The following is a 15,155-nucleotide window of genomic DNA, read 5'->3' as shown; positions in this document are numbered from 1 at the left end:
AAATTTGTTAATATATATTTTAGTATTTGTTATAAATAAATAGCTATAGGCAGGCTGATATCGAAAAAAAAGTGAACAATAACTGAAGATTACGCCAGTTACATGCATTAACATGCTGAATAACTGAAGACGTAAATTGTATAATTACAAATAATAAGAGAGATAAAGGATATCTTTTGCGCTCTATAAATCAGATAGTATAGAATGCTGCTTATCCACTTAATTTGTTTAACTGGGACATCAGATACATGCCGCCAAAACCATCTTCCTCACTAAAAAAATGGCTCCCTGCAATCTTGCTTGCCCTTGCATTGCATCTTGTGGTCATTATCGTACTATGGAATAGTCAAAAGCAGCCATCACCAACTGCTAACAGCGATAAAGCCATTGCTTCACAGCCGCAAGCTGATGGTACGGCTCAAGAAGCCATTGGAACTAATGGTACAGACGTAGTAGCTACACTCACAGAAACCAGCTCTGTTGAGAATTCAACAGATGATAAAGAGGATACTGATGAAGAATCTGATAATAATAAAACAGCACAAGAGGATGATTCAGACTCAAAGGGTTCTAAATCTGAGCAGTCTACTCAGACAACCACCACTGCAGATAAAACCAATATAGAAAAACCGGCATCTAAACGAGCAGAGCAAGCGATAGTTAACAACAATAATGCTACTCCTGATAACGCCTCTCAAGCGCCCTTAATGAATTCTCAGAATGATACATATAGTAATGTCAACGTAGGACGTCGCCCTCAAGGTAATCCTAATGAGCGCTTATTGTTGGAAGATGATGTGCCTAAAGCACAGGCGGTGGTCACGGCTGATGAGCAGCAATATGATAAGGCAGCGCAAGAGGTCGAGCAGATTAATGCTCAGCTAAGCGCTACCATCAATAAAGTAAAAGAGCAGAAAATGCGTGAGATTAAAGCGCAGCAAGAGAGAAATAAAAACCTGCATTTGCAAGATAGGCAAAATCAGCAAGGTAGTCGCTTGAACGAGCAGGTCGCTATTGTCAGCGAGCAGTTAGCCGTAGATAAAGCTGCAGAGGCTGAGTTTAGTCACCTACAAGAGTAAAGACTGTCGATTTAAAACAAAAAGGGTCAGCACTTAAATTAAGTACTGACCCTTCTTGTTTTAAGACGTTTATCTATCTTTATTTAGCCGTAGTAGTCTATAAATGCTGAGCAGATATCTGGCTACTTGTCTGGACAACCTTGATGCGTGCCTGCGCCATTCTCATTAATCTGCTTATTAATAGCCTCCAAACGCTCAGGTGTGCCCACATCGACCCAATCGGCTGATAAAACTTCTGCGGTGACCTGCATTTTAAGCATCGCCTGCTTTAATAATGGCGCCAAAGCCATTACCTGCCCTGCCACAACACCATCAACCAGCTTTGGTGAGACCACACTGATACCAGCAAAGGTATATTTAGGCGCATCTGCAATCGCTGTTTCACTGGCCAAGCCATTATTGATAGCGAAATCGCCATTTGGATTGTGCGCAGGGTTTTCAATCATTAACAGGTGTGCCTTTTGATCCGCACTTAACTGATAGTCCGTCAGCTGCGACAAATCATAATCGCTCCACACATCACCATTAATTAGAATGAAGGGCGCATTGTCCAATAGCGACTCTCTTAATGCTTTGGCTATCCCGCCAGCTGTCTCTAATGGCTCATCCTCTTCGACAGACCACTGAATCTGTACCCCGTAGTCGCTACCATCACCAATTGCCGCCATCAATTTATCGGACAGCCAAGAGCTATTAATAACTATATTGGAAATACCGGCTGCTTTGAGCGCTTTGATATGCCAGACAATTAGCGGTTGACCGCCGACCTCAACCAAAGGCTTTGGCTTCTCTAGCGTTAACGGGCGTAACCGAGTGCCTTTACCCGCAGCCAAAATCATTGCCTGATGAATAGGTTTGCTAGAAGAATTATTGGTACTGTCTGCAGGCTGGATAGAAGTCATTGATTAACCTTATTTAATGCTTATTTTTGGACGTGTTCTTATAAAAATAATAACAGTACTGTCAACTATTACCTATTGATAATGACCAAATTTGTGCTCAAATTTTTCAGCAACGTTATTTTGTAGCCAATGCGTCATCGGTTCAACCGCTTGTTTGATATTAGCATCGCCATTATCAACAAGCCACTGCAGCTCTACCATCAAATCACGCCATACTTTAGGAATATCAGCTAAATAACGTGACTTGCCATCACGCTCTGAGAGTCTGACAAAGATACCTAGCACTTTAAGATGACGCTGTAGACCCATGATATTAGTATCACGCGTCAATGACTTTAGACTGTCTGCATAGCCAAACCCTAGCTGCTGTGAGCGATGCCAGAAATACTCAATCCAGCTTGCAATTTGCGTTTCACTCCAATCCACGTATGCGTCTCGTACTAAGGAGACCAAATCATAGGTATAGCTACCTATTACGGCATCTTGGAAATCAATCACCCCAAGCTCACTGCTGTGATATTGGTCTTGCATCAGGTTACGACTGTGATAATCACGATGCACCACCACTGCTGGCTGCTTGGTAATATAGCCAATAATTGACTGGGTAAATTGCTGCCAAATAACTTTTGCTTCGCCCGTTAATTCAACTTCAATATAAGGCAAGAACCAATCGCTAAATAACGCCATTTCTCGCTCGAGCATTGGCGCATCATAATAAGGCACCTCAAACGACTGCTTGGCTGTCGCAATATCAATACCTTGTAAATCTAATAGGCAATCAATCGCCCAACGATACAAGTCATCAATTTTGCCACTGTCTTGTTTTACCTTAGCATCTGCTAATAAGTGCGCAAACTCTGTGCTACCAAAATCTTGCAGTACTAAAAACCCATTCGCCCCATCTTGAGCCAATAGGGTCGGCACATTAATATGATCGGCCATTAAATGGTCAATACGTACAAAGCTCTCAATCGACTCGAGCTCAGGCGGTGCGTCCATAACAACATAACTGGGGTCTAGTTCAGCCTCACGTGCCGCTGCTGCATCTTCTAAAAAAACACGGTGATAACGTCGGAAGCTGGCATCTCCGGGCAGGCTCTCTATACGAAAAGATTGATTCTCGAACGCGGACTGTACAAACTGGGTTAATTGCTCAAAACGCTCTGGCGTATGATAGCTATTCGGTGATTGTGCAGCGGTTACCGCTTGATTTTGGCTTGGTGAGGTATTTGTCATAATTAGGCACTTATTATTTGCATCATAAATGAGACTGACAAAGCAGCTATCGATTTCGCTGCCTATGATAGCACGTTAACGGCTTTGGCTATTTTGATAACATATTTCTTCAATATAATTGACTGTATTTACTGGTACTTAGCTGCTTATTAATACTAAAATAATCACATAAACAAGGAGGAGTGGTATTCTATAGTCGAAGCCAACTAAAAAAGGTACAAGGCAACCGAGTGCAAGTACTACTGTAGTAGGCTAAGCGAGGTTAACACCGTAACTCTTTAGTCTGGCTATGATTATGATTATGATTATATTGTCACTAAATCAGCTTAATTCATGTAGCCGTCAAGATTTTGATAAATTTAAAGGAATATAGTGTAGCTGATTTGCCTTTTTTTGACTATGATAAGATACTGCAAATTTATATCATCACTTATCGCCCAACAATTCTATATAATATAGCCTGATAATTCGATGAATTAACCTGTACATAACAGTTAACAAGAGCGGTGCATCTCATCTGTAGATGCCCGCTAAGTGACATGATACTTTTTAACTCAATATAATAAGGTATTCCTTTGCTGTACTCGCAACTATACCGCAGTATTCTGCGTGCCTGCCGTGACTTCTCGCGCCGCCCGCACACTAAGACTACTCTAGCGATAAGCTTACCCTTATTGATTAGTGTGCCTAGTGCTTATGGTGCCATTATCAGCCCTCAAACAGATAACCACTCATCTGTTGAATCTGCGACGCCTGCTAATCCAGGGGATATCGTTACGCTCAAAGACTCATCAACGCAGTCTGTGAGATCGCTATCTAGCCAACAGCCTTCTGCCGCGCAAATAGCCAAGCAAACCACAATTCAGGTAAATACGCCGTCGACTGTGTCAGAAGAGCTTTCAGTGTCAACAAAGTCTTCAAATAATAAGACGACTAATAGTAAATCTGTTAGCGACACTCAAGTTAAATTAAATGAGCCACATGAAGTAAGTCATGTGTCAGGTGATACCCACAGGCAATCACCGCTGACTTCTGATGCCAATAACAATTCAGCGACGACGGTTCAAAAGGTAACTAAGCCTGTTTCTCAAAAAGAGGCTAGTCATATAGCTGATTCGAAAAACACTGGTATAGTTAAAAGCAAAGCCAAAAAACCTCAGCAAGCGACTCAAAAAGCATCCGTTAAGTCTGTTGCTAGCCACAATAAAACCAACTCTCATAAATTAGAAACTCAGGTTAAACATACTTCTAAGACTGCTGTTGATAAGTCAGATTCAGACGAACAAGGCGCAGCGCAGCAATTACGTAACATTGATAATCTGCCTTTAACAGCTCAGTCAAATTTAGCACCGCAGTCGGATAATAACTCAATCAGTGATAGTGCGTCATCATTAGTGAGTACCGCACCGCCGCCTATTAGCAATGAAGACGGTTATATTGGTATGACTGAAAGCAATGCTTCAGCAGCTGACATAGCAGAGCAAGCACAGAAAAATACAGCCAATGCGGCTAGCAATACTAAAGTTCTAGAAACAAGCGCAAACAATACTCAAGCTTCTGGGCTAAAAAAACACGCCAGTAACTCAAAGACGCTTTCTGAGAGCTTTGAGGAAGACAGTGTTCAAAAAAGTTTAGAGCGATTGGCAGAGTTTTATCAAATACAAGCGAGCGACCTGCGTGATCGTTTGTCTAACTCAGACACCGCCTCCACTGAAAGCAATATTATCGACGCGAATGCCTCAGCCCCTGTCGCAGGGCCTAATATTTTCAAGCGTCAATCTGCCTTTGATAACGTACCTCGCTGTGAAGGGGTTTGGGTTACGCCGACTAATTTAGGCGCAGATGAGGCTTACCAACAAGCGATCCAGAGAGCGCAGCGTGAAGATGGTCTATCGACTGTTAATGGCCTACCGCTACACGCACAGGCCGATTATGCTTACTACGACAACACCACTTACGTCGAGCTGGCAGGTAATGTCGAAGTTATGCAAAATGGTCAACTGGTCACAGCCGACCAGGTGTCTTTAGACTTAAACAGCGGCATCGCCGGCGCCAAAGGCCGCGTATTATTAGCAGACTCAGGTCCAACCAATCCAGATACCTCAGTGACTAATCTAGAGCAATTGGTAACCAATCAGCGTACGCATAATCAAAATGGACTAATTGCCGTTGCTGATGAGTTGGCTTACAACACAACCAGTAGCCAAGCGACTGCTTACGATGTAGCCTTTGCTAGCGTTCCAATGCAGGCCCATGGTTATGCTCAAAAGCTGAACAAGCCAGATGAGACACACTACCAATTAGACAAGGTGATGTTCTCAACCTGTCCACCTGCCAATCGCAAGTGGCAAATTGAAGCACAACAAATTGACATCGATACAGAAAGCGGCCGCGGTGAAGCATATGATGCGACTTTCCGTCTGGGTAAAGTGCCCGTATTTTATCTGCCCTACTTTAACTTCCCAATTGATGACAGACGCAGTTCGGGTCTATTAACCCCAAGTGCGCGTATTGATAGTGACAGCGGTCTGAAATTAAGCGTACCTTATTATCTGAACTTAGCACCAAACTACGACGCAACGATAACCACTGACGTTTATACCAATCGTAATCCGATGTTGACCGGTGAATTCCGTTATTTAACCGATAATTTCGGTGATGGTAAATTGACCGCGGCCTATATGCCAAATGATAAAGAATATGATGATGAAGACCGCCGCGGTATCTTCTTTGAACATGGTTGGGTGTCAAAAGAGATACCTCGCTTATCTGCTGATGCCGTATTCAGCTATGTGTCTGACCCTGACTATGTCAGCGACTTTGACGACTTTGGTCTCGTTGAAAACCGTCTGAATTTACCCAGACGTGCTCAGGTTAATTATTATAACGATTACGTAGATGCACAATTTAAGGTAGAAACCTTCCAAAGCTTAGATGCGGTTGATGTCGATGGTAATGAGATTCAGGACAAAGACAAGCCCTATTCTCGTCTACCGCAACTATCTATTGATTATCGTTTGCCACAATTTAGCGGTGCGTTTAATAATTTACGGATTACTGGTACACATGACACCGCTTACTTCAAAAAATCGATTCATGATGACTCTGAAAGTGAAAAAAGTGGTGTGCGTCTGTTTAATGAGCTAAGCGCCAGCTATCCATTAGAGAATACATGGGGCTATATGACCCCCAAAGTGAGCTTACAGCATCTGTACGCCGCTTACGATGAAGAGAGTCGTATTGATAACGATGTGTCTCGCTCTGATAACGACAAAACAGCCTTTGTGCCTAAGTTTAGTGTCGACTCTGGCGTGAATTTATATCAATCAGGCTCACCATTTGGTTGGTTTGATAATTCTTTAGGGGGTTATCAGTTGTTGACCCCACGCTTAAAATACACTTATGCAGCATATGATAAGCAAGAAGACATTCCCAACTTCGATACCCGTGTGGCTTCATTCGATTATGACCAGCTCTTTGCAGACAGCTGGTTCTTAGGCCATGACCGACTGGCAGACAGTAACAACGTATCTGTCGGCGTAAACTATCGTTACATCGATGCCATGGGCGTGACAAGATTTGATGGTAGTATTGGTGACCAATTCTTTTTAGACAAACCCAAGGTCACTCTAGGGCCTGATGACGAAACCTTTGATGCCAACTCAACCGGCGTGGCCTGGCGCTCAAGTGTGCAGCCATACCGTAATATTTGGTTTGACTTCAATGGTGCTTTAAACTCAGACAATGATTTGAACTACATCTCAAGTCAAATCAGATATCGCCCGACGCCAAACAGCTTAATTAATTTTGGTGTGGTCGAGCGTAAAAAGGACCCTATCACCAACCAGTCGAGGTTATCGGCATTAACTGCGTCAACCATTATTCCTATTAGCAATAACTGGCGATTTATGGGTCAAGGTCAATATGACAGCCGCAATAATAAGTTTATTGACGCGACTCTTGGTGTGGATTATGAAGATTGCTGTTATGGCTTCTCTATCTACGGACGCAGTTATTATAATGATTTAAATTTAGATAAAGACCCAAACCATGCTGTAATGGCGGAATTTAGAATTAAAGGTATCGGTAATCGCAGCAGTCGTCTAAGCAGACACTTAGACGATAAAGTCTTAGGTTTTGAACCTGTTGATTCATTATGGAGATCAAGATAAAGCGAAATAATGGGTAGCCAATGACGGCTATTACCGCTTTACCGAGAATAACTGATATATAGTATTACCCCTTTAGATACATTTATTTTACTTAGATATTAAATTAATAAGCAGGCCAACTATGACGATACTCAGCCCAATCTCAAGCAGTGAACATAAGCCAAATCTTAGCACTTCTCCTCAACCAACCTTTGGTACTGGTCGATTAAAGACTTTAACCCGCACCCTGATGATCAGCTCAGCGCTTGGTTTATTGACTGTCCCTGCTTATGCTGCCAACGAGACAGAGAATAAAACTGCCGAAGCAAGTGAAGTGAGTTCTGTACAGGCTCTTGAGACAACGTCTACAAAGGCGCCAACGCCTATTTCAGCACGTGAAAGTGATAACGGCTTAATCGCTTTGGTTGATGACACCCCTATTCTTAAAAGCGACTTAGCCCAAGGCATCGCTGCTGCTCGTGCACAGATTCAAGCCAGCGGTCAGCCTATGCCAAGTACTCAGCAATTACAAAGTGAAGTGTTGAACAGCCTGATTATGCGTGAGCTACAGTTGAGTATGGCTAAAAGAGCCGGCATCCGTCCTAATCCAGATGCGGTTAACCAAGGATTAGCGCGTATTGCACAATCACAAGGCTACAGCTCATTAACAGAATTGCAGCAAGCTTTAGATGCCCGTCAGCCAGGCAGCTATGCTAACCTTCGCTCAAGAATCATTGAAGAAGAGTCTTTAAAAACCTTGCAACAAAGCCAAGTAAGAAACCGTGTAAGTATCTCTGAGCAAGACGTGGATGCTTTCTTAGCGTCACCAGAAGCGCAGCGCTTGCAGCAGACTGAATACCATACCATTCATATCCGTGTACCTTTTAGTGATGACTATAGCCGCATCACCGATAGCGAAAAAGAACAAGCCATGCAAATTGCTCAGCAAACCCGTGCGTTATTACAAACCACGAATGACGCACAAATAGTCTTAGATGAGTTGTCAAATGGTATTGCTCGTGACTATGTGACACCGGTACAGGGGGGAGATATGGGCTATCATGAAGCCTCTACTTTGCCGACTGATATTGCAAAAAGCATTACCCCATTAAACCCAGGTGATGTGACAGAACCACAAATCACACCAGCAGGTATTGACGTGGTGAAATTGGTCGATAAGCGTGGCAGTGAAAATATAATTATTCCACAGTGGAAAGTACGTCATATCTTAGTTCAAGCTGATGCAATGAACAGCGATGCGCTGGCTGAACAAAAGATTAATGATATTTATGAGCAGCTGCGCCGTGATGCTGACTTTGCCGCATTGGCAGCCACTTATTCAGACGATCCTGGTTCAGCCGGCCGTGGTGGTGATTTGGACTGGGTAGCTGAAGGTCAAATGGTACCTGAGTTTGAAGAGATGATGAAGCGTACACCACAGGGCGATTTCTCAACACCGTTCAAATCGCAGTTTGGTTGGCATATTCTTAAAGTAGAAGACACCCGCGAGAAAGATGTGAGTGATACAGTTAAGCGTAATCTAGCGCGTGATGCGCTATTCCAACGCTTGGCTCCTCAAGCGCAAGAAGATTGGTTACAAGAATTACGTGCCAACGCCTTTATCCAAATCTTTGACTAAGGTGGTTTAGCCTTCAAGGCTTAATACTTAATCAAAAAGGAGCCCGCGATATTAATATCGCGGGCTCCTTTTTGATTAAGTATTAGGGCGTGTGGAACATTCGCAAATTAGCACTGCTGATAGCTAAAATTGTTTCAGACTAGGCGTAAACCGTCGTTAATGTCTAGACCTTGACTAGGTTTGCAACAACGTCTGGGGCGATTTTAGCATCAGCCTCACTCGAGCACAGCTCTCGCCTTGCGAACGGGCAAAGCAGTGCTTTGCTTAATCCGTTCTCAGGAGCGGGACTCTTTTTTGCCAATATATTGCGAAATTGTCTAACTTAGAATGACTAAGCGTCAAAAATTTCACTGCATATTGACTATAAAATAGTCGCCGCCAGTGCCATGGTCGAATGTTCCACACGCCCTAGTCTAATTTCTATAATATAGTCAGAGAATTCTAAAATGGTGACAAGGTCACCAAGCACATGTACTATATATGTAGGCTTAGCGATATTAATACCGTAACTATCTAGTAGTAACTGACTATAATTACGCAAAGACAACTATAGACCTAATACACCTCGTGGATCGACAGGACTGCCATCTTCACGCACTTGGAATTCTAAACCTACTTGTGAAGTCTGACCAGAACTACCCATGCTAGCGATACGCTGACCGGTTTGTACGCGGTCGCCCTCTTTCACAAACAGTTGCTCATTATGAGCATATACCGTGATATATCTATCATCGTGTCGAATCATGACTAAGTTGCCATACTCTGGTAAGCCATTACCTGCATACAAAACTTGACCAGATTTACTGGCAACGATAGGGTCGCCTGTGCGGCCACTAAACCACATACTCATCTCGCCAGTACTGGCATTAAAGTTCTTAGTGACTGGGTTAGTCGTTGGATAGGTATAACCCGTTGCTGATACGCCGTTACTGGTCTGTGGCGCTGGTCTGTTATTTTGTACAGGTGGGGCTGAATAGGTCGGTGCATTACGTACTGGCTGTGCTCTATTAGCAGATACAGGTGGCGCCATGTTACCGCCCTCCCAAAGCTTTAGCCACTGCCCTGCATAAATAGTGTAACGGCTATCTAAGCGGTTTAATGCGCCTAATTGGCGATAATTTAGGCCATAACGTGCCGCAATCTCGCTAACTGTGTCGCCTGATTGAACTTTATAGAAATTTGGAACGCCGCGTGCATTTACTTGAATATTTGGACCACCGGCATTTTGATAGACAGGCTTGGTTGCACAGCCTGATAGCATTAAGGCACCGCCTAGAACTGCAAAAGCTATGCCCTTTAACTTAAATGACGTGGTATTTTTTGATACTAACTGGTTATCACTACAAGCATCTGAGGTGTGCCCGTCTAAAATAATCGTCTTAGACATGAAAGTCTCCCTATAAAAAATACAATATTGACAATAGATTCAAAGATAACGAAAAAGTGTACGACAGTGACTTTATAATACAATAACGGCCAGTACAGGCATTATTTAATTGCAATATAACGCGGTACTACCAAAATTTCTGATTTATAATCCTAACCACATAATGACCTAAGTCAATATACAATCAACACCTATAACGTTTCTTTACAGAGCATACAGGCTTGGTTAGGGTAAGGCTTTTAAAACCTGCTAAAATATCAACAGGGTCTAATGTTATCCACTAAATCGCTTTATTTGTTAGACCAATAGTATAAAACTATTTAATCGCTACTGCCGATGCCGATCGCTTATTTTTTTAATACGCTGCTCTTTCTATTACTGTACTACCAAAGTACTTAAATAGCGCTAAAGACGGATTACAAAAATAATCGTTACGCATTTAGAAAAGTCGGGTCACAGTTGCTAAACATCTACCCTCTCAAAGCGTGGGATAATAGACCATATAATAAATACAAGATGTGATAAAAGACAGGCTTGATCCAATATATTCCGTAAAGCTATATACCCTAAAGCTTGAGATTACTCGATAGCGGCTTTACTACTTGAACACGATGATGATGACTATGGAAAATTTAATGAAAGAATATCTAGGTAATAAATTGGCCAAAACAGCAAATAAATTATTGGTTACTGCAGCGATGGGGTCAGTTGCGCTCTTTACTTCTGTATTAACCCATGCAGCGGAAACAACTATCCCAGTTGACTTAGCCGGTGCCAATGCGACTAAGCATGAAATTGCCGTCTTGCAGGTTCTTTCAGAGGTCTGCCCGCCAATGCTAAGCAATCGGCAACGTGCAGGCTTCCGTAGATCTTACAATGCACAGTTAAAACAAATGCTACCAACCATTGATAACCCGAAAGCAGCCATTCAATATTTGTCTACTCAGCAAGACTATAAAGTTATTTTGACCAGCATGCGCAATTGGACCATGGGCTTTTCTCGTGAAGAGAACAAAGCATTATGTAACGACTTGGCCGATGCAGAGTTATAAATAGCTACTGGTGCGTTTACATATCAGCTAATTAACCTAATGAGTAATGACAAACAATAGCAAATTTATTTAGGTTATTTAGGTCGGCTCCCAGCGGGTCGGCCTTTTTGTTTGCCTGTAGTGCCTCTTTTGTAACGATACTGAACTCACCTAAAAACTTTATCAACTTGTTGCAAAATTATAGGGCGTAATTTAGCGTCTTTGTTGCTCAATTATTTGTTTCACCACCATGAGCAATTTGTTAATATATTCCCTCGTTTGGCGTAGGTCTTATTCTTCTAGGTCAAGCATGTACTTTTCAGTCTCTATTATGTGATATTCTTAGAATCTTAAACATTTACCTCAAATTTAGCTTTATTTAGATATAGTCAGAAAACCTTAGACTGTACTACGAGACCACCCACGCTTGTTAACCTGCTTTGAAATAATAAGCTTATACTACCTGCCTTGGCATTCTTGTGGTGAGTTTCAAACGACATCACTATACTCTAAATTAACTCTGACCAAATATGGTGTCTTAGATATGACCGCTCTTTCAACCAAGCTATTACCTTCTGTTAAATCCTTGTTACTAGGCACAAGCGCTCTACTGCTTTCTGCAACGTCAATGGCTGCTATCAGTCCGCCTGAAATGGACAACGCCGCTTACGTGTTAATGGACTATGATACCGGCGTTATCTTGGCTGAGAAAAATGCCGATCAGCCGCTACCGCCTGCCTCATTAACAAAAATGATGACCAGTCATATTATTGAACAAAAGCTGCGTTCAGGCGAGCTCAAAGAAGATGAGCCGGTACTGATGAGCGAAAATGCATGGTGCCGTGGTAGCAGCAACCAGTCTTGTATGTACGTACCTGTGAATAAGACGGCTTCAGTAATTGATATGCTGCGCGGCATTATTATTCAGTCTGGTAACGATGCATCTAAAGCCATGGCAGAGCATTTGGCAGGTAGTGAAGAAGCCTTTGCCGAAATGATGAATGCCGAAGCCAAGCGTTTGGGCATGACCAATACCCACTTTAAGAATGCCACAGGTATGCCAGATGAGGGCCATCAAGCCTCTGCACGTGACTTAGCTATCCTTGCGCGTGCCATTATTAATGAGGGCGGTGATTATTATAATATCTACTCTGAAAAAGAGTTTACCTATAATAATATTACTCAAGGTAACCGTAACGCGCTATTACTTACCGACTCTACCGTTGATGGCCTAAAAACAGGCCATACTAATGCTGCCGGTTATTGCTTAGTGGCATCAAGTAAACGTGATGATATGCGCCTTATCTCTGTGATTATGGGCAGTCAAAGCATGCAAGCGCGCGCTGATCAGTCACGTGAACTACTCAACTGGGGCTTTGGTCACTTTGATACTGTAGTACTAGCGCCTCAAGGTCAATATATTGATACCTTACCCGTCTATTTTGGTAAATCCGATTCTGTGAAAGTGGCCACTGGGGAGGCATTAAAAGTATTAATCGCCAAAACCCAAAAAGACAACGTGAGTACTGTGGTTAATATCTCAGATAACATCAGCGCACCTATCAGTAAAGGTCAGGAAATCGGTAAAATGATGGCTGTTGTTGATGGCAAATCAGTTGCCTCTGTACCTATCATTGCCACAGAAGCGGTCGAGGAGTCTGGCTTCTTCATGCGTGCCTGGCAGCATGTGACCAAATGGTTTAGCAGCTTATTTTAAGCTATCATGGTTTAAATAATCGCCAATAGACCGCTTGGTTATTAAAATAAATATCAACCATAAAACATAAAAAGGGGACGATTATTAATAGCCGTCTCCTTTTTACATCTCTATCTTTTGAAGACTACTATGGTTATATCACAGCCACTGCTTTAATAAATTCGCCTGCTCTTCATAAGACAATTGCGGACTAAGCACATAATCAAGGCCGACCGCTTCCAATTCTGCAAGCTTATGCTCAGGCAATTCGCTTTGATACCATACTAATAAGACACGCTGACTCATCTCTTGCTCACGAACCGATTGACACAGTATATTGACGGTATCATAAGATGTGTATTCAGAGATTAATACCAATTGCGCGGTCTGATTATTTAACTGCTCCATTAGGCTATCAATATTTTTGACCACAGTTACTGAGGCACCATAGGCCTCTAGATTGCTGATGCTGTCAGAGTTGAGCGCTGCTACTTCCAGTGATTCGTAATCTTGCTCAAAGACAAGTATGTTGGTGCCAGCCAGCTGAGTAAATACCTGATGTAATCGCCAATCACGTAAATTTAGTACTAAGGTAAAGGTTGAGCCTTTATCTTCTACACTAGATACATTTAACTCGCCACCTAATAACTGTACTAGCTTATAAACCACACCAAGGCTAATACCACTACCTTTGTTCGGACTCTGGTCCGCAGGGCTGACTTGGAAAAAGGGCACAAACACGTTTTTCATATGTTTGTTATTGATGCCAATACCGGTATCCGTTACTTTTACTGTCCAACGTACGTTCTGTTTAAAATAATCAATCTTAGAATCAATATGGATGCTACCTGATTCGGTATATCGCACTGCATTATTGACTAACTCTTCAATAATGCGGCGTATTTTGGTGTCATCTCCAGCCAATAAGGTATCGATATGGTGAATATTTGTGACAAAAGACACGCCTTTCTTGTTGGCTTGTGGCTTATATTTCTGCGCAATACTATCAATGATCTGAACAGGACTTAAATCAATCACACTGATACTGACCTGCCCACTCTCAATACGGTTCAGCTGTACAATTTGGCTGAGTGTCGACTCTAAATGCGTTACGCCTTCTCGTATCTCGGTGACCGCACTTGCCAGCTCATTACTAATATATTGGCTGTCCATAAGCTTAAGCCCACTACTGATGTCATCGAGTGAGTTTTTTAACTCATGAATAATCATGCTTTGAAAGCTGCTATTTTGACTCGCCGATTGTTGCTGCCGCTGATGTTGACTGCCTTCTTTTTTTAAGACGTCGTAATTAGCACTGACTAATCGACATTGTTTAATCAATAGCATTACCAATGCATGCATATCATTTAACTCAGCAAACCTCTTTTCATGCAAAGTTAGCGGATTGGTGTCGATATAGGTTTTAGTCGCCGCCTGTTTTGCCTGATTTCCCATACTTGTCAAAGCGTGTAGAGGCACACGCAGTCGCCAATAAATAAAGGCCAAGAAAATCAAAAAGCCTATCAGCATCATCCCCAGTATATGGGCATACTGCTTAAACCACTGTGCACGTAGCTGCTGCAAATCAACAATAATACTGATATGACCAATTAATGTGGCATTGTTCTCTATCGGTAAATTATGAATAGCTGTTGGAGAATGGTTGAAATATTGAGGTGGGTGCTGGTTAGATGTGTTTGTTGTATTGTTAGCTTCAGTTCGAACAACCTCCGTATGCACACTCATTGAAGGATTAAACAGCGCATTTCTCCAATCACTGTCTTGCGGATTATCAGCGACAATCGCTTTGTCAGCAGTATAGAAGCTAATGTCCTTCAAAACCCTGTCCTGCTTCATGCTCATATTCACTTGTTCAGCAACAACATCGCTGTAATTAAGCGATGCATTATGACTTAATAAGTGCGCTAGGCTTTCAACCTCAATCTTTTTACTTTGGTAAGTATCATATAAACCAGTACCAATCACAAACATCAGCGAGAGCAAAAATAGCACGCATATAGGAAGCGCCACATT

Annotated in this window: 9 protein-coding genes; 5 read left to right on the top strand and 4 right to left on the bottom strand. The window is 42.4% G+C overall.

Going from position 1 to position 15,155, the window contains the following annotated elements:
• The first annotated feature begins 248 nt into the window (after nucleotides 1-248).
• Entirely contained in the window at nucleotides 249-1,079 is an 831-nt protein-coding gene (locus AC2SLM_RS10510) for a hypothetical protein (protein ID WP_486553733.1), read from the top strand.
• Nucleotides 1,080-1,201: 122 nt separating this feature from the next.
• On the opposite strand, the gene murU is transcribed toward AC2SLM_RS10510, so the two are convergent.
• Together murU and AC2SLM_RS10500 are read right to left on the bottom strand one after the other, a co-directional pair.
• Nucleotides 1,202-1,981, bottom strand: a complete 780-nt coding sequence (gene murU / locus AC2SLM_RS10505; RefSeq protein WP_486553731.1) for an N-acetylmuramate alpha-1-phosphate uridylyltransferase MurU — start codon at nucleotides 1,979-1,981, stop codon at nucleotides 1,202-1,204.
• A 72-nt stretch (nucleotides 1,982-2,053) separates the two neighbouring features.
• Nucleotides 2,054-3,217 carry an aminoglycoside phosphotransferase family protein gene (locus AC2SLM_RS10500; RefSeq protein WP_486553729.1) on the bottom strand — a complete coding sequence of 388 codons (1,164 nt, stop codon included), beginning with the start codon at nucleotides 3,215-3,217 and terminating at the stop codon, nucleotides 2,054-2,056.
• Between the two features lie 575 nt (nucleotides 3,218-3,792).
• Here AC2SLM_RS10500 and lptD point away from each other — a divergent pair.
• Nucleotides 3,793-7,389, top strand: coding sequence for an LPS assembly protein LptD (lptD, locus tag AC2SLM_RS10495; protein WP_486553728.1), 3,597 nt, complete (start codon nucleotides 3,793-3,795; stop codon nucleotides 7,387-7,389).
• 121 nt (nucleotides 7,390-7,510) lie between these two features.
• Nucleotides 7,511-9,007 (top strand): peptidylprolyl isomerase, encoded by a 1,497-nt coding sequence (locus AC2SLM_RS10490; RefSeq protein WP_486553726.1) that lies wholly within the window; start codon nucleotides 7,511-7,513, stop codon nucleotides 9,005-9,007.
• 547 nt (nucleotides 9,008-9,554) lie between these two features.
• On the opposite strand, the gene AC2SLM_RS10485 is transcribed toward AC2SLM_RS10490, so the two are convergent.
• Nucleotides 9,555-10,394: a peptidoglycan DD-metalloendopeptidase family protein gene (locus AC2SLM_RS10485; protein WP_486553724.1), complete on the bottom strand. Its 840-nt coding sequence runs from the start codon at nucleotides 10,392-10,394 to the stop codon at nucleotides 9,555-9,557.
• 635 nt (nucleotides 10,395-11,029) lie between these two features.
• On the opposite strand from AC2SLM_RS10485, the gene AC2SLM_RS10480 reads away from it, so the two are divergent.
• Together AC2SLM_RS10480 and AC2SLM_RS10475 are read left to right on the top strand one after the other, a co-directional pair.
• The gene (locus AC2SLM_RS10480; protein ID WP_486542956.1) at nucleotides 11,030-11,446 is read left to right on the top strand and encodes an MCR_0457 family protein; all 417 of its coding nucleotides are present in this window, start codon (nucleotides 11,030-11,032) and stop codon (nucleotides 11,444-11,446) included.
• Between the two features lie 607 nt (nucleotides 11,447-12,053).
• Nucleotides 12,054-13,142 (top strand): D-alanyl-D-alanine carboxypeptidase family protein, encoded by a 1,089-nt coding sequence (locus tag AC2SLM_RS10475; RefSeq protein ID WP_486553740.1) that lies wholly within the window; start codon nucleotides 12,054-12,056, stop codon nucleotides 13,140-13,142.
• Between the two features lie 138 nt (nucleotides 13,143-13,280).
• Here the strand turns inward: AC2SLM_RS10475 and AC2SLM_RS10470 are convergent, their stop codons facing one another.
• Nucleotides 13,281-15,152 carry a sensor histidine kinase gene (locus AC2SLM_RS10470; RefSeq protein ID WP_486553722.1) on the bottom strand — a complete coding sequence of 624 codons (1,872 nt, stop codon included), beginning with the start codon at nucleotides 15,150-15,152 and terminating at the stop codon, nucleotides 13,281-13,283.
• Nucleotides 15,153-15,155: the final 3 nt, after the last annotated feature.

The organism is Psychrobacter sp. CX16 (assembly GCF_057396245.1).
The sequence above is the reverse complement of the archived record's forward strand: the minus strand, read 5'-3'. Positions and strand labels throughout refer to the sequence as shown.

Coding starts and splice junctions, on each gene's coding strand:
- AC2SLM_RS10485 (WP_486553724.1), bottom strand. CDS start 10,394: ATGTCTAAGACGATTATTTTAGACGGGCACACCTCAGATGCTTGTAGT.
- AC2SLM_RS10475 (WP_486553740.1), top strand. CDS start 12,054: ATGGCTGCTATCAGTCCGCCTGAAATGGACAACGCCGCTTACGTGTTA.
- AC2SLM_RS10480 (WP_486542956.1), top strand. CDS start 11,030: ATGAAAGAATATCTAGGTAATAAATTGGCCAAAACAGCAAATAAATTA.
- AC2SLM_RS10510 (WP_486553733.1), top strand. CDS start 249: ATGCCGCCAAAACCATCTTCCTCACTAAAAAAATGGCTCCCTGCAATC.
- murU (WP_486553731.1), bottom strand. CDS start 1,981: ATGACTTCTATCCAGCCTGCAGACAGTACCAATAATTCTTCTAGCAAA.
- AC2SLM_RS10490 (WP_486553726.1), top strand. CDS start 7,511: ATGACGATACTCAGCCCAATCTCAAGCAGTGAACATAAGCCAAATCTT.
- AC2SLM_RS10500 (WP_486553729.1), bottom strand. CDS start 3,217: ATGACAAATACCTCACCAAGCCAAAATCAAGCGGTAACCGCTGCACAA.